Annotated in this window: 21 protein-coding genes; 11 read left to right on the top strand and 10 right to left on the bottom strand. The window is 67.4% G+C overall.

Annotation, left to right across the window (positions count from 1 at the left end; translation table 11 throughout):
- From HPO96_RS34260 to HPO96_RS34230, 7 genes are all read left to right on the top strand, one after another.
- Complete coding sequence (locus HPO96_RS34260) at positions 1–951, top strand: ABC transporter permease (RefSeq protein WP_171678614.1); 951 nt, start codon at positions 1–3, stop codon at positions 949–951.
- A complete protein-coding gene (locus HPO96_RS34255; protein ID WP_171678613.1) occupies positions 948–1766 on the top strand; it encodes an ABC transporter permease in 819 nt (272 codons plus the stop codon). The genes HPO96_RS34260 and HPO96_RS34255 overlap by 4 nt, the downstream gene beginning before the upstream one ends.
- A complete protein-coding gene (locus HPO96_RS34250; RefSeq protein ID WP_171678611.1) occupies positions 1763–2821 on the top strand; it encodes an ABC transporter ATP-binding protein in 1059 nt (352 codons plus the stop codon). The genes HPO96_RS34255 and HPO96_RS34250 overlap by 4 nt, the downstream gene beginning before the upstream one ends.
- Positions 2814–3671 (top strand): ATP-binding cassette domain-containing protein, encoded by an 858-nt coding sequence (locus HPO96_RS34245; protein ID WP_171678609.1) that lies wholly within the window; start codon positions 2814–2816, stop codon positions 3669–3671. The genes HPO96_RS34250 and HPO96_RS34245 overlap by 8 nt, the downstream gene beginning before the upstream one ends.
- Positions 3668–5167: an aldehyde dehydrogenase family protein gene (locus tag HPO96_RS34240; protein ID WP_171678607.1), complete on the top strand. Its 1500-nt coding sequence runs from the start codon at positions 3668–3670 to the stop codon at positions 5165–5167. The genes HPO96_RS34245 and HPO96_RS34240 overlap by 4 nt, the downstream gene beginning before the upstream one ends.
- Positions 5168–5181: 14 nt before the next feature.
- The gene (locus HPO96_RS34235) at positions 5182–5985 is read left to right on the top strand and encodes an SDR family oxidoreductase (protein ID WP_171678605.1); all 804 of its coding nucleotides are present in this window, start codon (positions 5182–5184) and stop codon (positions 5983–5985) included.
- A gap of 197 nt (positions 5986–6182) precedes the next feature.
- Positions 6183–7577 (top strand): amidase, encoded by a 1395-nt coding sequence (locus HPO96_RS34230; protein ID WP_171678603.1) that lies wholly within the window; start codon positions 6183–6185, stop codon positions 7575–7577.
- Positions 7578–7614: 37 nt separating this feature from the next.
- On the opposite strand, the gene HPO96_RS34225 is transcribed toward HPO96_RS34230, so the two are convergent.
- The 6 genes from HPO96_RS34225 to HPO96_RS34200 are packed head-to-tail and all read right to left on the bottom strand — an operon-like array spanning position 7615 to position 15429.
- The gene (locus HPO96_RS34225) at positions 7615–9012 is read right to left on the bottom strand and encodes a hypothetical protein (protein ID WP_171678601.1); all 1398 of its coding nucleotides are present in this window, start codon (positions 9010–9012) and stop codon (positions 7615–7617) included.
- A gap of 36 nt (positions 9013–9048) precedes the next feature.
- Positions 9049–9834 carry a carbohydrate ABC transporter permease gene (locus HPO96_RS34220; protein ID WP_171678600.1) on the bottom strand — a complete coding sequence of 262 codons (786 nt, stop codon included), beginning with the start codon at positions 9832–9834 and terminating at the stop codon, positions 9049–9051.
- Positions 9835–9859: 25 nt separating this feature from the next.
- Entirely contained in the window at positions 9860–10738 is an 879-nt protein-coding gene (locus HPO96_RS34215) for a carbohydrate ABC transporter permease (protein ID WP_171678598.1), read from the bottom strand.
- Positions 10735–12096, bottom strand: a complete 1362-nt coding sequence (locus HPO96_RS34210; protein WP_171678596.1) for an ABC transporter substrate-binding protein — start codon at positions 12094–12096, stop codon at positions 10735–10737. The genes HPO96_RS34215 and HPO96_RS34210 overlap by 4 nt, the downstream gene beginning before the upstream one ends.
- Position 12097: 1 nt before the next feature.
- Positions 12098–13108, bottom strand: a complete 1011-nt coding sequence (locus HPO96_RS34205; RefSeq protein WP_171678594.1) for an acyltransferase domain-containing protein — start codon at positions 13106–13108, stop codon at positions 12098–12100.
- Between the two features lie 23 nt (positions 13109–13131).
- Positions 13132–15429 carry a sialidase family protein gene (locus HPO96_RS34200; RefSeq protein ID WP_171678592.1) on the bottom strand — a complete coding sequence of 766 codons (2298 nt, stop codon included), beginning with the start codon at positions 15427–15429 and terminating at the stop codon, positions 13132–13134.
- 183 nt (positions 15430–15612) lie between these two features.
- On the opposite strand from HPO96_RS34200, the gene HPO96_RS34195 reads away from it, so the two are divergent.
- Positions 15613–17355, top strand: coding sequence for an exo-alpha-sialidase (locus tag HPO96_RS34195; RefSeq protein ID WP_171678590.1), 1743 nt, complete (start codon positions 15613–15615; stop codon positions 17353–17355).
- A 41-nt stretch (positions 17356–17396) separates the two neighbouring features.
- Entirely contained in the window at positions 17397–20135 is a 2739-nt protein-coding gene (locus HPO96_RS34190) for an AfsR/SARP family transcriptional regulator (RefSeq protein WP_171678588.1), read from the top strand.
- A 19-nt stretch (positions 20136–20154) separates the two neighbouring features.
- Here HPO96_RS34190 and HPO96_RS34185 read toward each other — a convergent pair whose 3' ends face one another.
- On the bottom strand, positions 20155–20994 hold the full coding sequence (locus HPO96_RS34185; protein ID WP_171678586.1) for a L,D-transpeptidase family protein: 840 nt from the start codon (positions 20992–20994) through the stop codon (positions 20155–20157).
- Positions 20995–21241: 247 nt separating this feature from the next.
- Positions 21242–21658 carry a hypothetical protein gene (locus HPO96_RS34180; RefSeq protein ID WP_171678584.1) on the bottom strand — a complete coding sequence of 139 codons (417 nt, stop codon included), beginning with the start codon at positions 21656–21658 and terminating at the stop codon, positions 21242–21244.
- A 142-nt stretch (positions 21659–21800) separates the two neighbouring features.
- Between HPO96_RS34180 and HPO96_RS34175 the strand changes: the two genes are divergently transcribed.
- Positions 21801–22685, top strand: a complete 885-nt coding sequence (locus HPO96_RS34175; protein ID WP_171678583.1) for a LysR family transcriptional regulator — start codon at positions 21801–21803, stop codon at positions 22683–22685.
- Here the strand turns inward: HPO96_RS34175 and HPO96_RS34170 are convergent, their stop codons facing one another.
- A complete protein-coding gene (locus HPO96_RS34170; RefSeq protein ID WP_171678646.1) occupies positions 22686–23660 on the bottom strand; it encodes an aldo/keto reductase in 975 nt (324 codons plus the stop codon).
- Between the two features lie 92 nt (positions 23661–23752).
- Positions 23753–24880, bottom strand: coding sequence for a DNA cytosine methyltransferase (locus HPO96_RS34165; RefSeq protein WP_171678581.1), 1128 nt, complete (start codon positions 24878–24880; stop codon positions 23753–23755).
- A 119-nt stretch (positions 24881–24999) separates the two neighbouring features.
- Here HPO96_RS34165 and HPO96_RS34160 point away from each other — a divergent pair, with 119 nt between their 5' ends.
- Positions 25000–25491 (top strand): very short patch repair endonuclease, encoded by a 492-nt coding sequence (locus tag HPO96_RS34160; RefSeq protein WP_171678579.1) that lies wholly within the window; start codon positions 25000–25002, stop codon positions 25489–25491.
- Positions 25492–25526 lie beyond the last annotated feature (35 nt).

Below are 25526 nucleotides of genomic sequence, written 5' to 3'. Positions count from 1 at the left end.
ATGATCCTCCGTCTGATCGAGCGCACAGCAGTGCTCTTGGTCAGCCTCGCGGTGAGCTCCGTACTGGTGTTCGGGTTCATGGCGGTGTTGCCGGGCGACCCGGCGCGGGTAGCGCTCGGTGTGAACGCCTCGGACGAGGCAGTGGCCGAGCTGCGCCGGCAGTTCGGCCTGGACCGGCCACTGCCCGTGCAGTACGTCGACTGGCTCGGCGGTCTGCTGCGTGGCGACCTCGGGACGTCGTACGTGTCGAAGGTGGCGATCGGGCCGCAGGTGTTCGACCGGCTGCAGGTGACGCTGATTCTGGTCGTTGCGGGCATGATCATCGCTCTACTGCTCGCTGCGCCGGCCGGCACGGTGATGGCGGCGCGGCATCGACGGCTGTCCGGGTTTGCGCTCTCCGCGCTCTCGCAGGTCGGCGTCGCCGTACCGGCGTTTCTGGCGGGGATTCTGCTCATCATGGTGTTCGCCGTGAAGCTGGGCTGGCTGCCCGCGAACGGGTGGACGCCGCCTGCAGAGGACCCGGGGATGTTTCTCAGACAGCTGGTGTTGCCGGCATTGTCGCTGGGGCTGGTTCAGGGTGCAGTGCTGACTCGGTACGTGCGCAGCGCGGTGTTGGATGTACTGCGCGAGGACTACCTTCGTACGGCGCGGGCGAAGGGGCTGCGGCCGTTTCCGGCGTTGTGGCGGCACGGTCTGCGGAACGCAGCCGTACCGGTGGTGACAGTGCTCGGACTGCAATTGGCGACGCTGCTGATTGGTGCTGTGGTCGTTGAGCGCGTGTTTGTCATTCCTGGGCTGGGGAGTCTGTTGCTGGACGGTGTGTCAAACCGAGACCTGCTCCTCGTCCAGGACGTAGTCATGGTGCTGGTCGTCGCCGTACTGCTGGTGAATTTCCTGGTCGACCTGCTCTACGTCGCTCTGGACCCGCGGCTGCGGACGGGGGCGCGATGAGGCGACTGAACGCTTCGCTGATCGCCGGTGGCGTGATCGTCGGCGGCATCGTGCTGATGGCGCTCGTGTCGTTCGTCTGGACGCCCTACGACGCGACGCTCGTCGACCCCGCATCACGCTTGGCGCAGCCGTCGTGGGAGCACTGGTTCGGGACGGACAAGTTCGGCCGGGACGTGTTGAGTCAGATCATGGTCGGCTCGCGGACGACGCTCTTCGTCGGAGTGGTCGCGGTGGGCGTCGCTGCGGTGATCGGCGTACCGCTCGGCGTACTGGCCGCGATGGTGCGTCGCTGGCCGAGTGAGTTGATCATGCGGGCCAACGACCTGCTGCTGGCGTTTCCGGCGTTGCTGCTGGCCATCATGTTCGGCGCGGTCTTCGGGGCCAGCACACTGACGGCGATGGTTGCTATCGGCATCGCATCGGTGCCGAGCTTCGCGCGAGTGATCCGGAGCGGAGCCTTGCAGGTGATGCGGACGGAGTACGTGCTGGCAGCGCGTGCGGCGGGCCGGCAGCCGCTGCCGATCGCGCTCCGGCACGTGCTGCCCAATGTGACCAGTCTGATCACTGTGCAGGCGTCGGTCTCGTTCGCGATCGCCGTTCTCGCTGAGGCAGCGCTCTCTTTCCTGGGCTACGGGACGCCGCCGCCCACACCGTCGTGGGGGCGCATGCTCCAGGAGAGCCAGGAGTTCCTCTTCACCGCGCCGCGGCTCGCGGTCTTCCCGGGCGTCGCGATCGCGATCGCCGTCCTCGGTTTCAACCTGCTCGGTGACGGACTGCGTGACCGCTTCGATCCGAAGTTGGAGGACCGCCGATGAGCGCCGTTGCCGCTCCCGACGACGTACTGAGTGTGCGTGGGCTGAACGTCACCGTGCGGGACACCGTGCTGGTCGCCGACGTCGACCTGACAGTCGGCCCGGGGGAGCGGGTCGGGCTGATCGGCGAGTCCGGCTCGGGGAAGTCGCTCACCGCGCTGAGCATCCTCGGCCTCCTCCCGGACGACGTCGTCGCGGACGGCTCGATCCGCCTGGCCGGCGTCGGGCCGGACCTGGTGGGAACGGACGAGAAAACGCTCTCTCGGATCCGCGGCCGCGATCTCGCCATGGTCTTCCAGGAGCCGATGACCGCGCTCAACCCGACCATGCGCATCGGCGACCAGATCGCCGAAGTCATGCTCATCCACCAGACCCGCTCCGGCCGAGCCGCCGCCCGCGCGGCCGCCGCCGAGCTCCTCGAACGCGTCCAGCTCCCGCCCGACCTGCTCCGCGCCTACCCCCACCAGCTCTCCGGCGGCCAACGTCAACGCGTCGTCCTCGCCATCGCGCTGGCCAACGACCCCGCCCTGCTGATCTGCGACGAACCCACCACGGCCCTCGACGTCACCGTCCAGGCTCTCGTCCTCGACCTCATCGTCAGCGGCGTCAGAGAGCGCTCTTCCGCCCTGCTCTTCATCACCCACGACCTCGCCGTCGTCGCCACCGTCTGCGACCGGGTCCTCGTCATGTACGGCGGCCGCGTCGTCGAATCCGGCCCCATCACCACCCTCTTCACCACCCCCCGCCACCGCTACACCCAAGGCCTTCTAGCCGCCTCCAACCTAGAACCCCACGACGCCCCTACTGCCTCCGACTTCGCCGACGGCGCGTACCCGGACTCCGGCTCCGGCGACGTGGCGCCCAGTTCGCGGACGCGTTCTCGGCGGCTCACGACGATCCCGGGGACGGTCCCGGCGGCCGGTCACTTCCCGTCCGGCTGCGTGTTCCGCAACCGCTGCGCCCACGCGACCGACGTCTGCGCCACCACCCCGCCCTGGACCGGCACCGCCACCCACGGCTACGCCTGCCACCACCCCGCCGGAGCCCAGGATGCCTGACCAACCGGCGATCGTCGCGACCGACCTCGTCCGCGACTTTCCGCGCCCGAGAACCTCGCTGCTCACACCGGCTCCCGTCGTCCACGCGCTCCGCGGGGTGAGCCTGGAAGTCAAGCAGGGCGAGCGATTCGGCATCGTCGGCGAATCCGGCTGCGGCAAATCGACGCTGCTGCGCCTGATCGCCGCCCTCGATCGCCCCACCTCCGGTCAGATAGTTGTCGAAGGCACCGACATCACCAACCTCCCGGAGCGCCGCCTGCGTTTCCTCCGCGAGAACCTCCAGCTCGTCTTCCAGGACCCGATGAGCTCCCTCGACCCGCGGATGCGCGTCCGCGACATCATCGCCGAGCCCCTCGTCGTCCAGGGCCATCCCGCCTCCGGCGCCCGCGTGCGCGAGCTGCTCGACGCCGTCGGCCTGCCCGCGAACGCGGGAGAGCGCTACCCGCACCAGTTCTCCGGCGGTCAGCGGCAGCGGATCTCGATCGCCCGCGCCCTCGCCCCGCGCCCGCGCATCCTGATCGCGGACGAGCCGGTGAGCGCTCTCGACGTGTCCGTCCGCGCCCAGGTCCTGAACTTGATCTCCGACCTCGTCGACGAACTCGACCTCACCCTCGTCTTCGTCTCCCACGACCTCTCGGTCGTCAAACACGTCTGCGATCGCGTCGCCGTCATGAACGCCGGCCAGATCGTCGAGACCGGACCCACCGCCGACGTCTACGCCGCGCCCCAGCACGCCTACACCCAGCGCCTGGTCTCCGCGATCCCCACTCTCCAGAGAGCGCTCTCGGGCGCGACCACCGCAGATCTCCTCAGCCACCCCGCCGCACCGTCGAAAGGAGCACCCGCGTGAAGTTCCCGCCCGGCCTACCGATCGGTGAATCCTGGGTCGACGCCCCGTCGACCGCTCCGGTGCTCTTCCCGTACGACGGCTCCACCGTCGCCGAAGCGCCGGTCGGGGACGTCGGCCTCGCCCGGCAGGCCCTCGACCACGCCGTCGCCGTCCGCGAAACGGTCGGTCGGCTGCCGTCGCACGTACGCCGAAACGTCTTGCAGAGCGTGCATTCTGCCGTCAAAGCCGAGCGCGACGCCTTCGTCGACCTGCTCATCCTCGAAACCGGCAAACCGTTGGTGGACTGCCGCGTCGAGATCGACCGCACTCTGCTGACCCTGGAGACCGCGGCCGAGGAGGTTGCCCGTCTGCACGGCGAAACCGTCCCGCTCGATCTCTTGCCGAGTGGCGAGGGCTTGCTCGGTTTCTGGGTGCGCAGACCGATCGGCGTCGTCGTCGGCATCACCGGCTTCAACTACCCGCTGCTGCTCGCCGCGCACAAGATCGCACCGGCCTTTGCCGCCGGCTGCCCGACCGTCATCAAGCCGGCGCCCCAGACTCCATTGGCCACCCTCTGGCTGGTCCATCTGATGCGCTCCGCGCTGGCCGAGGCGGGAGCGCCCGAGAGCGCTCTCCAACTGATCACCGGCGGCCCCGACGTCGGCGCGACCCTCACCACCGACCCGCGCATCGGCGCGGTCTCCTTCACCGGCTCCGCCGCCGTCGGCCACCAGATCGCCCGCGACGCCGCCCCCACCAAAGTCCTCCTCGAACTCGGCTCCAACTCGGCCCTCGTCGTCGCCGAGGACGCCGACCTCGACGCGGCCGCCGACGCCATCATCCGCGGCGGCTACTACGCCTCCGGCCAGGCCTGCATCTCAGTCCAACGAGTCCTCGCCGTCGCCCCCATCCACCAACCCCTCCTCGACAAACTCCTGAGCCGCCTCCCCACCATCCCCGTAGGCGACCCCCGAGACCCCACCACCCGAGTCTCCGCCCTCATCAACCCCCACTCCACCACCCGAGTCCGCACCTGGATCCACAACGCCCTCCAATCCGGCGCCACCCTCACCTACCCCGAAGCCACGCCGGCTCCGGCTGGTTCGTCTGGGGCTGCGGGCGGCGGGGCGGGAGGTTTGGGGGAGGTGGGGGTGGATTTGTTGGGGCCTACGGTGCTGACTGAGGTGCCGTCGGGGGAGGCGGTGTGGGACGAGGAGGTCTTTGGGCCGGTGATTGCGGTTCGGTCCGTTCCTGATCTGGAGAGCGCTTTCGCCGCGGTGAACGATTCGCGGTACGGGCTGCATGCCAGTGTGTTCACGTCGTCGCTCGACACCGCGTTCACCGCGATCGACCGGCTCGATGTCGGGGGAGTGGTGATCAACGAGGTCCCGGGCTTCCGGTCCGATGTGATGCCGTACGGCGGTGTCAAGGACTCGGGGATCGGGCGCGAAGGGCCTCGCTTCGCGATCGAGGAACTGACTACTACCCGGATGGCGATCATCCGCCCCCGGCCCTGAGAGGTGATGAGCCTGTGACGGATTACGCGAACCTCTTCCGCCTGGACGGCAAGCACGCGCTCGTCATCGGCGCCGGCAGTGGGATCGGCCGCGAAAGCGCTCTCGCTCTTTCTGCCCATGGCGCTCAGGTGACCTGCGCCGACCGCGATCCCGCGGCCGCCGAGTCGACCGCGTCGTCTGCGCAGGACCTCACGGTCGCCGGTGAGATCGGGGCGCCGGACGTCTCGGCGTACCAGCTCGACATCCTGGACGACGACGCGATCACCCGCGCGGCCGGCGAACTCGACCCGGTCGACGTCCTCGTTTTCACTGCCGCGACGAACGTGCGCAAACGCATTCTCGACTACACCGGCGAGGAGTTCGATCGCGTCGTCTCGCTCAATCTCCGGGCGTCGTTCCAGCTGATCCGTGCCTTCGGCAAGCAGATGGCGGAGCGCGGCGGCGGCAGCATCATCGGCTTCAGTTCGATCCGCGGCACCACGGTCGAGCCCGGGCAATCGGTGTACGCGGCAACCAAAGCCGGCCTGGTTCAGCTGCTCCGGACCGCCGCCGCCGAGCTCGGCCCGTCCGGGGTTCGCGCGAACGCGATCGCGCCCGGCGTCGTCGAGACGCCGCTCACCGCGCAGATCAAAGCGAACCCGGCCTGGTACGACGCGTACGCCCACAAGGGAGCGCTCTCCCGCTGGGCCCAGCCGAGTGAACTAGCCGGCGCCGTCGTCTACCTCGCCTCCGACGCCGCCAGCTTCGTCACCGGCAGCGTCCTCGCCGTCGACGGCGGCTGGACCGCAGTAGACGGCCGCTTCAACCCACCCAACTGACCCACCCACCTACCAGTCCCCGTCCACCCCGCCCACTCAGTCCACCTCGCCCACTCAACTCACCGCCCGGCCGATCCGCCCGCCCGTCCAACCCGTTCATCCCTTGACTCACCCGGCTGACCTACCCGCCCACCCATCCAACTCAGTCACCGGACTGGACCTGACGGCCGTTTCGACCTACCTCCTGAGGAGCGCGTATGAGCCTGGCCGACCTGACCGCCACCGAGCTGCTCGAGAACTACCGGAAGCGCTCTCTCTCGCCGGTCGAGGTGATCGAGGACGTCCTTCAGCGTGTCGAACAACTTGAGCCGCACCTGTGCGCGACCTACGCCCTCGACCCGGACGCCGCCCGTGCGGCCGCGCGGGACTCCGAGGCCCGCTGGCTCGCCGGTACCGCGGGTGCGCTCGACGGCGTCCCGGCGACCGTCAAGGAGAACATCGCCACGCGCGGCACCCCGGTCCCACAGGGCACGGCGGCGACCGAGCTTGTCCCCGCGCTCGAGGACGCGCCCGCCGCCGCACGACTCCGAGCGGCCGGCGCGGTCATCTTCAGCAAGACGACGATGCCGGAGTACGGGATGCTCTCGTCCGGCGTCTCGACCTTCCATCACCTGACCCGCAACCCCTGGGACCTCTCGAAAACGCCGGGCGGTTCGAGCGCGGGTGCCGGCGCGGCCGCCGCGGCGGGGTACGGACCGATCCACCTGGGCACGGATATCGGCGGCTCGATCCGGCTCCCGGCCGGCTGGTGCGGTCTCGTCGGCCTCAAGCCGACCCACGGCCGGATCGCGGTCGGAAATCCCTACCCAGGCAGGGCAATCGGGCCGATGACCCGCTCCGCAGCGGACGCCGCCCTCACCCTCACGGTCCTCTCCGGGTACGACCCGCGTGATCACACGTCGTACCCGCCGCCGCCCGCGAACATCCCGAGAACGCCAGAGAGCGCTCTCCGCCCCGGTCTCCGCGTTGCCCTGCTCCTGGACGCCGGACTCGGCCTCCCCGTCGGCCCCGAGGTCACCGCGGCCGTCACCGCCCTCGCCGCCGCCTTCGAGAAAGCCGGTGCCGTCGTCGAGCCGATCCCGCCGATCATCAACCGAGCGATGCTCGACGGCCTCGACCGCTTCTGGCGGATCCGGTCCGCCGCGGATATCGCCGCCCTCCCCGAAGAACGCCGAGCAAAGGTTCTCCCGCAGATCCGCGACTGGGTCTCGACCGCGGCCGAACTCACCGGTTTCGACGTCTTCCACGGCTACAGCCAAATGGGCGCCATGGCCGCCGCCGTCACCGCCGTCTTCACGCGCTACGACGTCATCCTCTCGCCCGTCGCCCCGATCACGGCGTTCCCCGCCGAGCTCGCCTACCCCACCGACGATCCCGCAAAGCCCTTCGAGCACATAGCTTTCACGGTCCCCTACAACATGTCCGCGCATCCGGCGACCACCGTCAACGTCGGCTGGTCCGCCACCGGCCTGCCGATCGGCGCCCAACTCGCCGTACCCCACCACCAGGACCTGACCGCCCTGGCCCTCGCCGAGTACGCAGAGAGCGCTCTCGCCGTTCAGCGTCCCTGGCCCGCCGGTCCAGGTCAGTAGTTCTCGTCGACCTGGACCGCGGCGCCATCAGGTGGGATCAATTGGCAGCGAACGACCGGGTGACAGCGCGTCGGATCCGAGCCGGCCGGTCCGGCACGAACAGATCGGTCACAGCGAGCAGCGGCCCCTGCATCGTCAGGTCCCAATCCTGCTGCTCGTCGAAGCCACCGTTCCGCAAGGAAAGGCCGATCGTCTCCACGTTGTCCACCCCGACGTCGACGTACGACAGCGACACGTCACGAAGCGCGCGGAGCCGGAAGCTGACCCGAACCCGGTCTCGTCCGCGCGTATGGGCTGTGACATCGACCGGCCCCATCATGCCGTCGCCTTGTGTCCACACCGCCCACGGCTGCTCGGCGATGTCGATCCCCCAGGCAACGACATCATCGATCAGGAGCTCCAGCATGTAGGTGCCCGGCTGAACACCTCGGGAATGGAACCAGCGGTGGTACCAGAACGAGATCTCTTGCCGTCCGACGCTCGGGTCGACGTCAACCACCTGTGACGCCGCTGCCGTCGCACCGGCCGGGACCGGTACGCGCGGCGCGATCAGGGCCAGCCTCCCGGTCCCGTACATGGCCTTGTTGTCGGACGCCGGCGTCGGCGCATCGTCCAACTGGGTTCCGTACGCGATGGTCCCGCCCGTCCTCCCATCAGCCGCATACTGGGCGGCGACCTCCAGCGTCGCGGCGACGTAGTCCTCGGTCGGCGCCAGCGGAGCATCGAGGAAGCGGCCGGCGTAGATCAGCGGGATCAGTTCCAGCTCTCGCGGCCGGGTGAACTCGAGAACAGCGTCGAGACACTCCGCGAGCGATCCGGCGACTGTCGTGTTCTCGTGGTGGCCGTCGAGGAACGGATAGATGATCCCGTCGACGTACGGTCCGTACTTGTCGAGAAAACCGTCGCTCGTAGCGGCCCCGTAGTACGCACAGGTGTAGAAGCGGAGCTCAGGATTCACCGCGGCCGCCGCATCGACGATGTTCTGCATGTATTCCGGCGTGAACAGCTTCGCGTTGAGCTCGAATTCGAAGTCGTCGATCGCCCAGGCGACCAAATTCTTGTGCCGGGTGGAGAGCTCGGCGATCTCGGTGGCCCAGGTCACGAAATCGAGCAGGAAAGGTCGGGATGCGCGGCCGTTCTCGCTGGTTTCACTGGGGGGAACGAGATACGGAATGACCGAGATCCCAGCCGCTTCGGCCGCAGGCAGGAACTCCCGCCGCAGATCGTCGAAGTCGGTCGGAGAGTCCCAGATCCCGTACAGATAGGTGTTGACCGACAGGTCGCGGAGCTTGCGGATCAGCCCCGGCGTGTCGACATGCCGGTAATCGTCGGCGCGCGGCTCGCGCTCGCGCACCGCCGCGCCAACGGTGTTGCCGCCGACCAGGACCGCCTTCAGGCCGCCGGACGGAAAAGGCGACGGACCACGGGAAGCCATCAGAACCAACTCCTCAACAAGTATTCTTCGGATTGACTAGGCTTTGAGCGCACCGGCGAGAACTCCCCGGATGAAGTACCGCTGGAACGCGAGGAACAGCACCGCCATCGGCAGCAGGCTCAGGACGGCGACCGCGGTCGTCCCGCCGATGTTCTGGGTGAACTGGGTGTTCGTCGTCGCGATCCCCACGGTCAGCGTCCGCATCTCGGGTGACTGCGCGATGAGCAGCGGCCACAGGAACGAGTTCCAGCTCCCCACGAAGGTGAAGATCGCGAGGACCGCCATCGGCTGCCGGCACAACGGCAGGATGACGCTGGCGAAGATCCGCAACTCCGATGCGCCGTCGATTCGGGCCGACTCGAGCAGCGAGTCCGGGATACCGCGAATGAACTGCCGCAACAAGAACACACCGAAAGGCGCGGCCAGCGCCGGGACAACCATCCCAGGGTAGGTATCGACCATGCCGAGCTTGGCAACGATCAGGTAGACGGGGACGAGCGTGGCCGAGAACGGCAACATCATTGTCGCCAGCAACAACGCGAAAATCTTGTCCCGCCCAACAAATCTCAGCTTCGCGAACGCATAGGCGGCCAGCAGGTCGACGAGCACGGTCAACCCCGTGACCACGCCGCCGACGAGGAAGCTGTTGGCGACGTACCGCGGGAACAGGGGATCACCGAGGACCTCGCGGTAATTGCGCAGCGTCCAATCCTGCGGCGCCCAGGAGAAGTCGAGGAAGGTCGACGATTTCAAGGACGCCACGAGCACGATGAGCACCGGCGCCGCGAACAAGAAGCTGGTAACGGCCGCAGTCGTGTGCATCGCCACACTCACAGGCCAGCGACGGCTAGGCATCGGCATCCGCCCCCGTACGTCGCGCCAGGAACAGCGCGGAAATCAACGCGGTCAGGATCAGCAGCATCACGCTCATGGTCGCGGCATACGCGACCGAGCCGCCGTTGAACGCGTTCTGGTAGACGTACCACATCGCTGTGTAGGTAGCGGTTCCCGGTGCGCCGTTCGTGAGCACGAAGACCAGGTCGAAGACCTGTACGCAGTTGATCGTCAGCAGCGCCAGAACGACCTGCGCCACCGGCTGGATCAGCGGCAGCTTGATCTGGACGAGGACCTGCCACGGTCCGGCGCCGTCGATGCGGGCGGCTTCGAGCAGTTCGGTGTCGATGCCGTTGAACGCGGCCATGAAGACCAGGCCGTAGAAGCCGCAGGTGCTCCAGGCGGTGATGAACGCGAGCAGGACGATGGCGACCGTCCCATTGGTGAGCCACGGTACGTCCAGCCCGAAGCCCCGCAACATCAACAAGTGCAGCGGTCCCTGTTCGGGATCGAGGAGCACCTTCCAGATCAGACCTGTTGCCACCACGGACAGCAGCGACGGCAGGTAGATCAGCGCGCGATGCACCGCCATACCGCGCAAGCTCGAGGACAGCAACAGGCCGACCGCCGCTGAGACCACCAGCGTCACCGGAGTACAGACGAGCATGAAGAGCAGCGTGTTCTTCAGCGCGTCCCGGAACAGCGTGTCGGTGACGACCGTCCGATAGTTGCTCAGGCCGCCCCAGCGCATCCCCGTGAGCAGACTGCCGCGCTGGAAGGTCAGGATGAAGGTGTAGACGAAGGGAACCAGGATGAACAGGCCGAAGACCAGGCCCTTCACGCTCAGGAAGGGCCCGGCGACAGCTGTCTCCCGAAGGCGACGACTGATCATGCGGCCGCGGCGGCCATCTGCTTGATCTGCTTGCCGGCGTCCTTGATCATCGCGTCCAGTGACTGGCGCCCGGTGAGGAAGTCGTTGATCTTACCGAGCAGATACTCGTTGGGCTGGAACTTCAGCGCGGGCGGGATGCGCTGGAACCCCGTCATCTTGCCGGCCTCGTTCATGAACTCGTTCATCCGCGGATCCGGCAGATTCGTGTAGAAGGCGCCCTTGCTGCCCTGGATCGGCACCCCGAGGATCATCCGGGTGTACTGCTCCTTCGGCGCCGGCGTCAGGATGTACTTCGCGAGCTTGTACGCGTTCTCGAGGTTCTTGCTCTTCGCCGAGACGGCGATGAAACCGCAGCCGCCGACCAGGAACTGGTCGCCCTTCGGTCCCTTCGGGGGTTCCAGAACCATCAGCCGGGCCTTGGGGAACGCCTTGGCCTGATCCGCTGTCAGGGCGTGCGTCCACTGCATGGCCGACTTCCCGGACACCATCGCGTTGGTCCATTTCGACTCATCGGTGTACAGGCCCGCGGGCGTGGCCGCCCCGGAGTCGACCATCGCCTTCATGTTCTCCAGCGCCGCGCGTCCCGCTTCGTTGTCGAAGCCGATGTCCTTGCCGTCGGCCGACATGTACTCCGTCCCGAACGACCAGAAGTAGTGCCAGATGTAGTTCTCCTGGATGGAGGGCACCAGCGGCCAGGTCATTCCGTAGTGCGCGACCTTGCTCTTGTCGAACCCGGCGTCACCGAGCCGCCGGCCGCTGGTGTCCATCGTGGTCGCCTTCGCGAACTCGATCATCTCGGCGTACGTCGTCGGGAGTTTCGGCTTGCCGGCCTTCTCCCAGATCTCGGCGTTCACGGTCAGGTTGTGGCCGGTGTCGGTGACGTACGGGATCGCGAACAGCTCGCCGTTCGGGCCTTTGGCGACCTCGATGTGCCGCGGGTTCACCCCGGCCAGCAGGGCGTCGAGGTCCTCTTTCGGGGCGAGCTTGTTGAAGTCGGCAAGGACGTTCGTCTGTCGCCACTTGTTCATCCAGGGAATGATCTGGTAAGTCACGTCCGGCGGGTTGCCGCCGGAGAAGGCCGCCGTGTACTTCGTCAGCGAGTCTTCCCACGGCACCAGGAGCGTCTTGGCCGTCTGGTTCGGATTGGCCTTCGCGAAACCCTTCTCGATTTCGCTCAGGAACGCTGCCATCTCCTTCTGCTCGGCGTTCGGCTGCGTCCAGTACGTCGGCACCGTCGAGGCTCCGGACTTCGATCCGTTGCCACTGCAGCCCGCCGCGGCGAGGACGCCGGTCGCGGCCGTCAGTCGTAGCAGCGTCCGCCGGCTGATGGAGCCTGTACTGGAGGTGGTGCTGTTCATGTCAATCTCCTTCGGGGAGCCGCAGCCATCCGGTGCGGAAGTGCCAAGGCCGATCGGCCTCGATGTGGTCGACGACAGCGCGTTGAAGAGTCGTCGACCGAGGTAGGTCGTGCAGTTGTGCCAGTGGACGTTTGAAGAGGAACTCCACGACGGTCGCGGCATCGTCGGTCGAGCCGGCCGGGCGCAGCGTGAAGCGCTGCTGGAAGCGGATGATGTTGGTCTCGGCCCCGAGGTACTCGACGAGTTGCGGATCGAGCACCCAGGACGTGCAGACGGCGTACCGGTACGACTCCTCGGGGAAGTGCCGGCCGAAGAAGATCGATGCCGCCGACAACGAGGCGTCCACCGACTCCGGTGTGAGGCGGCCCTCCGGTATGTGGAGCCCCAGCACCGCGTCCCCGGAACCGGGGCCGCCATCGTCGACAACCGTTCCAGGTGCCAGCACCAGACGCTCGCAATGCAAGCGTCCGAGCGCGTAGATGGCGCCCCGGAAGTGGTGCGTCACCCAGTTCTGCGTGTGCAGGCCGCCAGTGCCGAAGATGGCGCGCCGGTTGGCCATCTGGTCGGCGATCACGCGGAGGATCTCACGCGATACCTCGGGCGAGATCCCGCGCTCCGCGTGGTAGGCGCGGACCGCCGGAAGCGCGGCGACGAACACCCACACGTAGGCGAACCGCCCGACCGGCCCGTACCCGGACAGGTCGGGCCAGTCGCTGAGCGGCCCCGTACTCCCCATCGTCGCGCGCAACTGCCGGCCGCACCGCTCGATGATCCACCAGACGCCTTCGTCATCGGTCCGGCTCGGGCGAGCGCTGAGGACGTCGGCGCGATCAACGGGACTGATATCCAGCCACCGCATCGCATCCACGGCCTCGGCGTCGTCCGGAAGCTGCAGTGAGTCAGCCGACGGCTGAAGCCCGGCCAGCACCTCCAGCCCGGCCTGCGCCGAGTCCGGCAGATCCAGTTGCTGCCGGATCCGCCGGGCACTGGCCTCAGGGGCCTGCACACCCATCACCTCTCCTCTCGACCCGAGAATCAGGTGATCGACACGTTGTCGAACTGGGCGGAATCGTCGAAGGTGCGTACCCCTGCCAGACCTGCGGTGAAGGTCGCGTCGGTGACGGTCAGCGCTGCCAGTGCCGCACCACCGCCAGGTGGCGTGACCGTTGCCGTGAGCGACGAACCTGAACCGCCGAGGGAGACCCGATAGAAGCTGTTGGCGGTGACTCCGCCGGAGATCGGCGTGATGCCGAGCGTGGTGTAGTTCTGGTTCTGTTTTCCGATGAACAGGTTGCCCCCGGTGGAGATCCCGGCGTAGTACCCGCGGAGTTTGTCGGTCCCGACCCCGGGATTCGATGCGCGGAAGAGCACTCCGGCGTCCCCGGTACTGCCGCCGATCGAGACGTCGGCGCGGGTGGTGTAGTTCGACCACGTGGCCCGGCCGATCAGCGACTTCGCTTCGCTGGCGGTGCTCGTCTGCTGGTAGGTACCGCCGGCGACCTGCCAGGCTCCGCCGTACGGGATCCAGCCGGCCTCGTCGGTACCGAAGGTGGCGCTTGCGGGCAGGTTCGGTGCGGCGATCGCATCGACCGTGAAGTTGTCGAACGCCGCCGCGGTATCGAGGTTGCGGATCCCCACCTGACCGGTGAGGAAGGACGAGTCGTTGACGGTCAGCGTGGTGACCGGAGTCGACGCCCCGGCCGGCCGAACCGTAGCTGTGAGCTGTGACCCCTTCGCGGTCACCGTGACCCGGTACGCCGTACCGGTCGTCACGCCGCCGGTCACGGGCACCGCGCCCAGCGTCGAGTAGTTGTAGTCCTGCTTGCCGATGAAGAGGGTGCCGCCGACCCCGATCCCGGCGTAGTACCCGCGGTGCGCATCGGTGCCGATGTTGGGGTTCGTGACCCGGAACAGTACGCCCGCATCACCACCCGAACTGGACTGCGTGACGTCGGCCGCCACCGTGTAGTTCGTCCACCCGGTGGATCCGGTCAGCGACTTCGTCCCGCTGCCGCCGCCCGAGGTCTCCCGATAGGCGCCGGACGAGACGCCCCAGGCCCCGCCGTAGTTGATCCAGCCAGGTCCGTTGCCGGAGGCAAAGGTGTCCGAGCGCGGGATGGTCCCGACATTCGCCGCCTGTGTCCAGGCGTTGCACTGGATACTTCCGGCGCGCGGGCCCGAGGTCATCCAGCGGATCGAGGAACCGTCGGCCGAGGGCAGCAGGGTTCCGCTCCAGTTCGTCCCGTCCGGTTCGGCGCAGGGGCCCTTCTCGGGATAGTTGCCTGCAGGCCGGAACGGCGTCGGCATCCGGTGCCAGGTCGCGCCGAGGTCGTAGCTGACGAACAGGGTCTGGTAGTTCTCCGGCCCGAAGATCTGGTTGTCGACCGTCCGCCACGTACCGGCTCCGGACACGATGAGCTGGCCTGCCGGAGTGTCACCGGGCGCCCAAGTGACGTACGGCCCGCTCGTCAGAAAGCGGCCGTCGGCCTCGGGCCGGGTCCCGTAGTCGGTGGGTGATCCCCAGTTCGCGCCGTCGGCGGACTGCTTGATGCGTACCTGACATCCCGGCGTACCGACGCCGCAGACCTCGAAGACCATTCGATAGGTGTTGTCGGGCAGCTTGGTCACGACCGCCATCCCCGGCCGGTCGACTCCGTTGCCGTTGGCCAGGACGTTCTGCACCGGGGACCAGGTCGTGCCGCCGTCAGCGCTGGTGATCTGCACGACCTTCTGGTTGAAGGTCGGATGCTGGCGCTCGTCGGCGAAGACGACCACGACCCGGCCCGCGCCGTCGATGTAGAGGAACGGCTCGTAGAACTTTCCGCCGCTCTGGATGACGCCGCCGTACGTCCAGTTCACGCCCTGGTTCGTGCTTCGCCACAGCTGCAGCTCGGCCTGGCCGCTGAACGGATTCCAGACCAGCCCGACCATCAGCAGCGTTCCGGCGGGAAAGCCACCGGCGGCGGCCGGCAGTTCCAGCAGGGTCGGCGTCCATTTCACCGGCCACGGCCGTCCGGCGCCGGTCTCGCCGTCCTCGAGAGTCGCGATCGTCGACCAGGTCGCGCCGTCGTCGACACTGCGTTTGATCAGGTAGGGAACGGTCGGGAAGCCGTTCGGGATCCAGTGCTCGAAAGTCGAGATCAGCGTGCCGTTCTGCGCGCCGGCGTGCTGGAGCCTGATCACGCGCGCGGCGAGACCGCGCTCGTCCGGGTTGGTGAACGTGTGCAGCTGATAACCGGGGTCGTTGGCACTCGCAACCACTGAGGTCGCCAGCGAGAGGACGAAGGCGAGGACGCCGATGAGTAATCGGCGCGACCACTTGTTCAAACGCATGATTGGTTTCCTCCTGCGGGCGCGAGAGCTGCGGCTGGCATTTATTCGGTATTTCGAAGGAGAACCCCGTAAACCGAAGCGTAGGAGAATCTGTCGGTGGCAGCAAGGGGTTGTCATCGATGTTTTGCCTTCATATTCTGAATCCTGAAGCTATTTTCAGTAATTCGAAGATTGAGGTGAGTAGTGTCCACGTCATCGAAACGAGGCCGGCTGATCGTCGCCGTCCTGGCCCTGGCCGCTGCGGCCGTCCTCCTGCAGCCCGCCGCGTACGAGCAGGCGGCGGCCAACGGGGACGGGCGGCCCATCCACGAGTTCGCCGATCCGGGCGACAAGGGGCTGGCGATCCGCACGCTCCGGCTGCAGCACGCCGGCCGGGAGAACGGCACGTTGATCAGCACGTTCGAGCACTGGAAGCCCAATTCCAGTGCATCCGTGCCTTACCTGATCAAGCGGAGCACGAACGACGGTCGCAGCTGGAAGACCATCGCAACGGTCGAAGACGGTCAGTCCGGGGAGGGTCGCCCCTCGCCGGTGAAATGGACGCCGTCCTTACTCGAACTGCCGCAACGGATCGGCCGGTACCCAGCCGGCACCATCCTGCTGGCCGGGCTGGTGTGGGATCCGGCCAAGGCGCTGGCCGAGGTTCAGGTCTGGCGCAGCCCCGATCATGGCCGAAGCTGGAAGTACGTCGGCGTAGCCCAGCAGAGCAGCGCCGACAAGCGACCGATCTGGGAACCGTTCCTGTACGTCGCGGCCAACGGCAAGCTGGTGATGCATTTCTCCGACGAGCGGGACCCCGCTCACTCCCAGAAGCTCAGCCAGATCGTTTCGCCGGACGGCGGTGACAGGTGGGGGCCGGTGACCGACGTCGTGGCTGCACCGCCGCAACACCTGCGCCCCGGGATGCCGATCGTGACCAGACTGCCCAATGGCCGCTTTGTGCTCAGTTACGAACTCGTCGGCGCGCCGATCGCCGCGGACGCGATGATCAAGGAGTCCACCGACGGCATCAACTGGGGGGATCCGGCCGACCTCGGCCGGCGTCCGCAGACGGCCGACCATCGCTACCTGGCGAGCTATCCGTACGTGGTCTGGGCTCCCGGCGGCGGGCCGCGCGGACAACTGATCCTCAGTGCCGGGTACAGCATCGACAGCCGGGAGCCGAAGCAAACTCCTGAACAACTGCAGTCCGCCTTGGTGAGCTACGACCTCGGCAAGACCTGGCACCGGATGCACCTACCGTTCAAGCCGAAAGAATGCGACGGCACGCTCTGGGGCGCCTCACTGCTGCCTTCGAAGGACGGCCGACAGCTACGTCTCGACTCGCCCGCCGGACGTCCAGGAAGCACCCACTGCGGCGTGTTCGCCGGGCAGGCCAACGTCGGGACACTGCCGTACCGTGCGGATTTCAGCGCCGGCGACGACCCCGGTTGGGTCCGCTACAGCGGGACCTGGTCGGTGGGTGCCGGTAACACCTATGTCCAATCCGGTGCAGGCGGAAAGAGTCTGGTTGGTTCGACTGGTTGGAATGACTACCGCGCTGCCACCGATGTGACCGTCAACGGCGCGGAAAGCACTGCAGGGTTGGTGTTCCGGGTGACCGATCCAGAGCTGGCCCCGACGTCGCAGGACGGCTACTTCGCCACGATTGGTGCCGACGGCAAGCTTGTGCTCGGACGGAACGCCCATCAGAAAGCTCCCGTCGTGCTCGCGACCACCGCCGTCAAGGGGGGAGTGGTCGTTGGCGCGAAGTACCGCTTGACGGTTGTTGCCAACGGCGCCCGAATCGGCGCTGAGCTTCGAGCGGTCGGCTCGGAGCGGATCCTGGCATCGGTGCGCGCCACAGACTCCGCTTTCCGCAACGGCAACATCGGCCTGGTCTCGTCCGGTCAGGCAGCCTTCGGCAACATCGCAGTACACCGATGAACCAGTAGAATCTGGGCACTCAGTCCTACCCGAGGGGGCGTTTGAGCGAGTCGCTTGTTCGCGTCGGTCTGCTGGGGCCGTTCGAGGTGACCGCGGCCGATGGTCGCGTGGTCGACATCCCGGCGGGGCGCCAGCGTGCGCTACTTGCGGCGCTGGCGCTCTCAGTGGGCCGGGCGGTCAGCGTAGAGGCACTCGTGGAGCGGCTGTGGGACGATTCGCCGCCGGTATCGCCGCGGAGTGCCTTGCAGAACAATGTGCGGCGCCTGCGGCAACTGCTGGGGCCCGAGCTGATTCGTACTCTTGCCGGCGGTTATGCACTCGACCTGCCTCCCAACCAGGTCGATGCATTACAGGCGGTGGAGTTGGTCCGGCAGAGTCAGGACGCCGAACCGGCGGCGGCTCGGGCCTTGGTCGCCGGTGCGCTCGAGCTTTGGCGCGGAGAGCCGCTGACCGGCGTGGATGCGCCGGTCCTCGAGCGCGAGCATCGACCGGCCCTGCTGGAGTCCTACCTGACGGCAGTCGAGGCTCGTTTCGACCTTGATCTCGAGGGGATCGGGTCGGCCGGATACATCGGGGAGTTGCGTGAGCTGGTCGGACGGTTTCCACTGCGCGAGTCGTTGTGGGAGCGACTGATCCTTGCGCTGCAGCGGTCCGGCCGGCAGGCCGAGGCGCTGGACAGCTACGAGCAGATCCGGAGCCACCTGGCCGAGTCGATGGGCGCCGACCCGTCACCGCGGCTGCAGCAGCTTCATCAAGTCCTGCTGTCACTTGCCCCGGCGGGCGGCAACGTCGAGTCGCCGGTCCCACGTCAGCTGCCGTCGCCGGTTCCGTGGTTCACCGGTCGGTCGCAGGACCTGAAGGCGCTGGACGGCCTGTTGAGCCGAACGGGCGTCACGATAGTCGCGTTGCACGGCCCGGGCGGGATCGGTAAGACCACGTTGGCCATCCATTGGATCCAGCGTCTCCTGCCGAGTTACCCGCACGGTCAGCTGTACGTCGATCTGCGCGGCTACAGCGCCGAGGCTCCGCTCAGCCCGTCCGCGGCATTGGGCATGTTGCTGCGATCGATCGGCGTACCGGCCGGCTCGCTGCCGCTCGGAGAAGCCGAGCTTTCCGCGCTGTGGCGGACCCGGCTGGCCGAGCGTCCGATGCTGGTGCTCCTCGACAACGCAAGAGATGCGGAGCAAGTCCGGCCGCTGCTTCCCCCGCAGGGGAGTCTGGCGGTGGTGACCAGTCGCAATGAGCTGCGTGGCTTGGCGATCCGCGATGGCGCCGCCCGGCATACCGTCCGCGCGATGCCGGACGCCGATTCGCTGTCGCTGCTCTCGGCGGTGTCCGATCAGGCGATCGTTGATCACGAGGCCGCATCTGATCTCGCAGCTCTTTGCGCGCACCTGCCGCTGGCGTTGGTCATCGCCGCGCAGCAGTCCAGCCGGTACCCGGGGTCGTCGCTGCGGGACACGCTCGACTCGTTGCAGGCGTCCGCACAGCGCCTGGACCTGCTGACAGATCCCGACGACCCGACGGCCGACGTCCGCGGTGTGATCTCGTGGTCGTACCAGGCGCTGGCGCCGGAGCTGGCGCGATCCTTCCGGCTCATCGGCCTGCATCCGAGCGCGGACATCGAGCCCGCGGTCGCGGCGGCGCTGATCGACGTCGAGGTGGAGGCAGCGCAACGGATCCTGGACCGGCTCGCGGCGGCCCACTTGGTGGAGATGGTCGGACGTACGGTCTATCGCTCACATGATCTGGTCGCGGCGCTGGCCGCCGAGCTCGCCGCGGCGGATCCTGAAGTGGACGACGCCGGCGCCCGGCTGATGGATTGGTATCTCAGAAGTCTGGACAACGCGCGGGCTGCTGCCTTCGACGCCGCGCGGCAGGACTTCGGCGGACCGCCCGGTCCCCGAGTCGTCCTGGCGGAATTTGCCGGGTTCGACGATGCCGTCGCCTGGTTCGAACAACGGCAAGTCCTGTTCGGTCAGCTGATGCGCCTTGCGGTGGACAAGCAGTGGAACGTCGAGGCCGTCCAGTTGGCGACCCTGCTCGGCGACTTCCAGACGGCCCGATACAGCTTTGAGCAACTAAGTACCGCGGAGCTTGCGCTGCAAGCCGCCGGCCGGCTCGGCGACGCCGCGAGCCTGGGCCGCGCTCACTACCTGCGCGCCTGTGGTTTGAGCCGCATCGGACGTCGTCAAGAGGCGATCGACGAGCACCGGCGCGCACTACCGCTCGCCCAGGACGCCGGAGACCTGCTCCTCCAGGCCAGCACATTCGGTGCCCTAGGGGTCGCCCTCCAGAAGCAGAAGGAGTTCGGGGCCGCCGTCGCATGTCACCGCGAATCGGTGACCGCCGCGCGGCGCCTCGGCCGGCCCCAGCGGCTCGCCACCTCCTTGCTGAACCTGGGAGCAGCCGAGTCGGAGACCGAAGGCACCTTGACCGACGCGATCGCCCACACATTGGAGGCAGTCGAGCTCTACCGCTCGGTCGGCAAGCCGTTCCTGCTCGGGCTCGCGCTGGGCAACCTGACCGATATGTACCTCGACGCCGGACGCCCGGAAACTGCTCTCGCCTACTCGGACGAGGCGATGACTCTGATCGGCGATCGAGTCGAGGTGTGGGTGCGCACGAATGCGCTGATCGCACGAGGCAGAGTGCTGGCCGCACTCGGCGACCCCGCGGGCGCGCGGGAGGTCTGGGAAGAGTGCCGGCAGATCTACCTGGTCACCAAGCCCTACCGGCTCGCCGAGGTCGATCAACTCCTGGCGAGCTTGGCGCCTTGAACTTCAGCGGCTGGTGTTGTCAGTAGTTGCCGTAGACCTGGACCTTGGTGCCGATCGGGGTGTCGGCGAAGATCTGGTGGATCTGCGGGCGCATCACGCGGACGCAGCGGTGGCTGGCCGGGTACGGCTTGATGAGCGAGTTGACGCGGGATCCGTGCAGAGCGATCCCCGGGCGATCTTTGAGGAAGTAGATCGAGTCGTACATGTAGGCGTCGTCGTACAGGCTGCTCTCGTGGGCGCCGGCCCACTTGCGCCAGACCTTGCCGGTCCGGTTCGGGGTGTCGTAGCCGGGGGCGCCGGTCGAGATCCAGACGATCCGCTTGTACTGCTTGTTGACGATTTGGTAGAGGATCTGGCAGGTCTTGTTGACGTAGATGCCGTCCTCGCGGGCCGGCGTCGGCTTCGCGGTCGCGTTGATCACCGAGTACGCGTCGGGGAGCGACAGGCCCTTGCGGTTGATCGGCAGGCCGTTGTGCTCACGCCAGGCGCACAACGCCTGTCGCGCGCGGACGCTGATCTTCCCGTCGACGTCGCCGACCGGGTAGCCGAGTTTCTCGAGCTTCTGCTCGACCTTCAGCGCGTAGTACTGCGGCTTGTGCGGGTTCTTCGGCTTCGTCGTCGGCTTGACGCTCGGTGTCGGTTTCGTCGTCGGAGTCGCCGACGGCGGGGTGGACGTCGGCGTACCGGTGGTGGGCGCGGTCGGCGTACTCGGGGCCGGCGTGCTGGGGGGCGGCGTACTGCTCGTCGAACCGTCTGTGGACGGCTTGGCCGTGGGTTCGCTGGCGGCCACGTCGGAACAGCCGGCCAGCACGAACGACAGGACGACGGCGCCAGCTGTGAGACCACGTCGACGAGACATGATTTCCCTCTCCCTCGAGCAATTCAGGGTCGCAGAACCACGCCGCGTGAGCGCGCAACGACCCGCCGAGACTAGTGCGCAGGGGAGTGCATCGTCGTGTCGCGAACCGAACCCGTCACCGAACCGTTGCCCACGGCCCGGCGTCGGCCGGTGCGCGACCCGTCGTACCAGTACCCACTGAGGAACTTCGTCAGCCTTGGCCGGGCTGAGCGGTCCGAGCGGGCCGGGTGTCAGCGAGGGCCGGGCGTCAGAGACCGAGGTCGCGGATGAACTCCGGCTTGTACGCCTGGATCAGCACGTACCGCGGGTCCGGAACCTCCATGTCGGCATTCTTTGCCGCGTCGCCGGCCGGGTCGTGGACGCCGACCGGCACGCTCGGGTCGGTCCACTCCTGCTCGGCCGGGTTCCACCGCGTCACGGTGTACTCGGCGGTGAGGTTGTCGTCGGCGACGAGCTCCTTCACGGTGCGCTCGGCCTCCTGCGCGTCCTCGAGGCTCTGGGTGTAGAGCAGCATCCGGTTCCCGTCCCGGGTGACCGTGACCTGACTGCCGAGCCGCTTGCGCGCGTCGTCGTCCAGATCCAGCGCCCGCAACCGATCCCAGAACGTCAACCCGTGCTCCTCGGTACCGAGCACGACCTCAACCCGAAACTCCTCATCCGCCATGACGCACACCCTACCGATCCACCCGGTCGCCCCGGCCGGGACCTGGCGAGAACGGGAGATAGCGCTCTCTCGGTTTCTCGGCCGCGTTCTGATCTCCCGGACAGGAGAATCACCTTGCTTCGATCGACTAGAGTTCTTAGTCATGGAGCTGAGGCACTTGGAACACTTCGTGGCGGTGGCCGAGCAGAAGCACTTCACCCGCGCGGCCGAGGCGATGTCGATCTCCCAGTCCGGCCTGTCCGCCTCGATCCGCGCCCTCGAACGTGAGCTCCGCGCGTCGCTGTTCGTCCGCAACACCCGCAGCGTCGAGCTCACCGAAGCGGGACGCGCTCTCTTGTGCGAGGGACGGCGTACGCTCGCCGCCGCCGAAGCCGCCAAGGACGCCGTCGCCGCGGTCCAGGGCCTGCTCCGCGGTCACCTCACCGTCGGGCTCGAGCAGTGCCTCGGGGTCGTCGACGTCCCCGCCTTGCTCGCCAAGTTCCGTTCGGCCTATCCCGGCGTCGAGATCGAGGTACGCCAGGGCGGTTCGACCCCCATGCTCGACGAGCTCGCCTCCGGCCGCCTCGACGTCGCCTTCGTCGCCACCGCCGGCGACCCGGTCGAGGGCCTCGACCTGCGACCGCTCTCCCGCGAGTCGATGGTCCTCGTCTGCGCCCCCGACCACCGCCTCGCCAACGCCCGCGCAGTCCGCCTCGACGACCTCGCCGGCGAGTCCTTCGTCGACTTCGACCCGACCTGGGGCGCCCGCGCCATCTCCGACCGCGCTTTCAACGCCTTCGGCGTCGCCCACCCCGTCACCATCGAAGTGAACGACGTCCACACGCTGCTCGCCCTGGTCGCCCACAACCTCGGCGTCGCCCTCGTCCCCGAGCGCATCGCCGCCAAACGCGGCGACCACATCACCGTCCCCCTGGCCCCCGGCAGTGCCGCCGACTGGCAAGTCTCCGTAGCCGTCCCCGCCGGCACTGCCGCATCCCTAGCCGCCGACGCCCTCATCGGCATGCTCCCCACCACCGCCGTCCACTAGCTACCAGGCGTAGTCCTCAGGCGCCGTCTTGTACCCCGGGAAGATCTCGTCGAGCCTGGCGAGCGCCTTCTCGTCCAGCTTCACCTCGACGGCCCGTACGGCGGACTCCAACTGCTCCATCGTCCGCGGCCCGACGATCGGCCCCGTCACCCCAGGCTGATGCAGCAACCAGGCCAGCGCGAGCTCGCCCGGCTCACAACCGAGCTCATCCGCAAACGCCTCGTACTGCTCGATCTGCGGCCGCAACCGCTCCAACGCCTCCTTGGCCCGCCCCTCGGCACGCCGTACCCCCGCGTTCTCCTTCCGGATCACGCCACCCAACAACCCACCCTGCAACGGCGACCACGGAATCACCCCGAGCCCGTACTCCCGCGCCGCCGGCAACACCTCACGCTCCACATCCCGCACGATCAGGTTGTAGATCGACTGCTCACTCACCAGCCCGTTGAAGTTCCGCCGCGCCGCAGCCTCCTGCGCCTGCGCGATGTGCCACCCGGCAAAGTTGCTGCTCCCGGCGTACAGGATCTTCCCCTGCTGCACCGCCACCTCGATCGCCTGCCAGATCTCCTCCCACGGCGTGGCCCGATCGACATGATGGAACTGATACAGGTCGACGTAATCGGTCTGCAGCCGCTGCAACGAAGCATCCAGCGCCCGCCGAATGTTCAACGCCGACAACCGACTCGTATTAGGCCAGTCCGACCCCATGTCCCCATAAACCTTGGTCGCCAGCACCGTCCTCTCCCGCCGCCCCGCACCCCCCGCAAACCACTCCCCGACAATCTCCTCCGTCCGCCCCGGATAAATAGACCGCCCATACCCATTAGCCGTATCGAAAAAGTTGATCCCCCACTCATGCGCCGCCCCCATGATCGCGTGCGCATCCGCCACCCCGGTATGAGGCCCAAAATTCATAGTCCCCAAAACCACCCTGCTGACCTTCAACCCCGTCCGCCCAAGCTGAGTAAAGTCCATAACCCCACCTTGCCGCCGGACGGACAGCAGCACCAACAGAAGATTCCGCATGCTGTGATCGCGCATGCTTCTGAAAGCACGCTGCGCGAAGGTCAGCTGTGGGTCGGCTCCTGCTCGGTGACAGTCGGCATCGGCATCGGCATCGGCATCGAGCGTACGAGTGGTGAGTCGATGTCGGCATCGCGCCAACTGCGGGTGACCGCAAGATCGAGTGAAGCGTTGTCGACCTGCCGGCCCAGAGCCGCGGCCAGGACGTGCACGGCCAACCGCGGCGGGATCGCATTGCCGATCTGTTGAGCGACGTCGTGACCCGACCAGGGGTAGTCGTGCGGGAACGTCTGCAACATGCCTGCTTCCCGGAAGTCGAATCTCCCGAACCTCCCGTCGGCCGCCCGGACGCGGTTACGCGAGACCTTTCCGGTCACCGTGAAAGCAGGCTCGTCGGACGTCCGCTCACCACGCTTCTTCGGGTCACCACCGGTACCGTAGTTCGAAATCACCGTGTACGGCGTCGACCTGTCGAGAGTCTCACCCATCGTCCGCCAAGGCATGAGCGACTCGTCGCCGGTTCCACGCGCGACACCCCGACGGTAAGGGTGATGCGTCGGCCTGGGCAGCACGACCTGCGCGTTCTTCCGCGCGATGAGAATGGCGCGACGTCGGGTCTGCGGCACGCCGAACTCCTCCGTTCGGAAGATAGCGCACTCGCAGCTGTAATCGATGCTCTTCAGGACTTTTTGGATCGTCTTCCACACCGGTAGAACGGCCGGAACCTGTTCGAGGACGATCGATTCGTAGTCCTCGCCTGCCTCGTGAGCTTGCAGGACCCATCGGAGCGGCTCCAGAACGAGCCTGGTCCGGACGTCACGATCGGTGAACAGCTCCACGACGTCCTCGCCGGCGGCCATCGCCTCCGCGGCCCTGACGACCTCGGTCAGTGCTCGGCGGCCGTTGCCGTTGCCTGCGACGGTGTACGTCTGACACGGCGGACCGCCGGTCAGGATCTTCGCGCCGGCGAACTTGTCAGGGCCGAACGTCCGTACGTCGCCGCGCTCGGTCTGCAGTTCGGCCGCGCGTCGGGTCGTGCATGCATTGGCATCCCACTCGATGCCTGCCGCGGCGACGCCCAGCCATTGCGCAGCTACATCCAGCCCACCGGGCCCTGCGAACAGATCCACCATCTGTACGTGCGGAGATGGACCGTCTTGATCCCGGTTCATAGCGGCAGAGTATATGGGCCCTCCGACAGTGCGGAGATCGCAACGCCGGCGGGAGACCGCTCCGTGATCCGGCGATTCGGAAGACATCACCCGCGCATCGTGAGAGGTTGGACGCTGCCATGGACGGTCATCGAGCAAAGGTCGAGGTCGACGGGGCTGCTGCGGCGCCGCGGCGTTCGCACGTCTCGCTCGTGACGTCGGAGCAGACGTCGGCCAGGATGGCGAAGCAAGGTCGCCGGGACACGAAACCCGAGCTCGAACTCCGCCGACGGTTGCATCGCCTCGGCTATCGCTATCGCGTCAACAGTCCGCTTCCTGGAATGCCCCGTCGACGAGCTGACATCACGTTCGGCCCGAAGCGTTTGGTCGTGTTCGTCGACGGCTGCTTCTGGCACGGCTGTCCGGAACACGCCACCAGTCCGCGCAACAACGGCCTGTGGTGGTCGGAGAAGCTCAGGAAGAACGTCGAGCGCGACAGGGACACCGACGCCCGACTCCAGGAGCTGGGGTGGGCGGTCCTGCGGATCTGGGAGCACGAGGACCCGGACGAAGCCGTCCATCGGGTAGTCGGAGCCTTGACTACGGAGCGAGGTTCGGGTGACTGTACGTAACGTTCGAATGATGCTCGCGATATAGGGGCCGGGGC

Source organism: Kribbella sandramycini (genome assembly GCF_013131805.1).
Classification (GTDB): Bacteria; Actinomycetota; Actinomycetes; order Propionibacteriales; family Kribbellaceae; genus Kribbella; species Kribbella sandramycini.
This window is presented reverse-complemented; position numbering and strand designations above follow the sequence as displayed.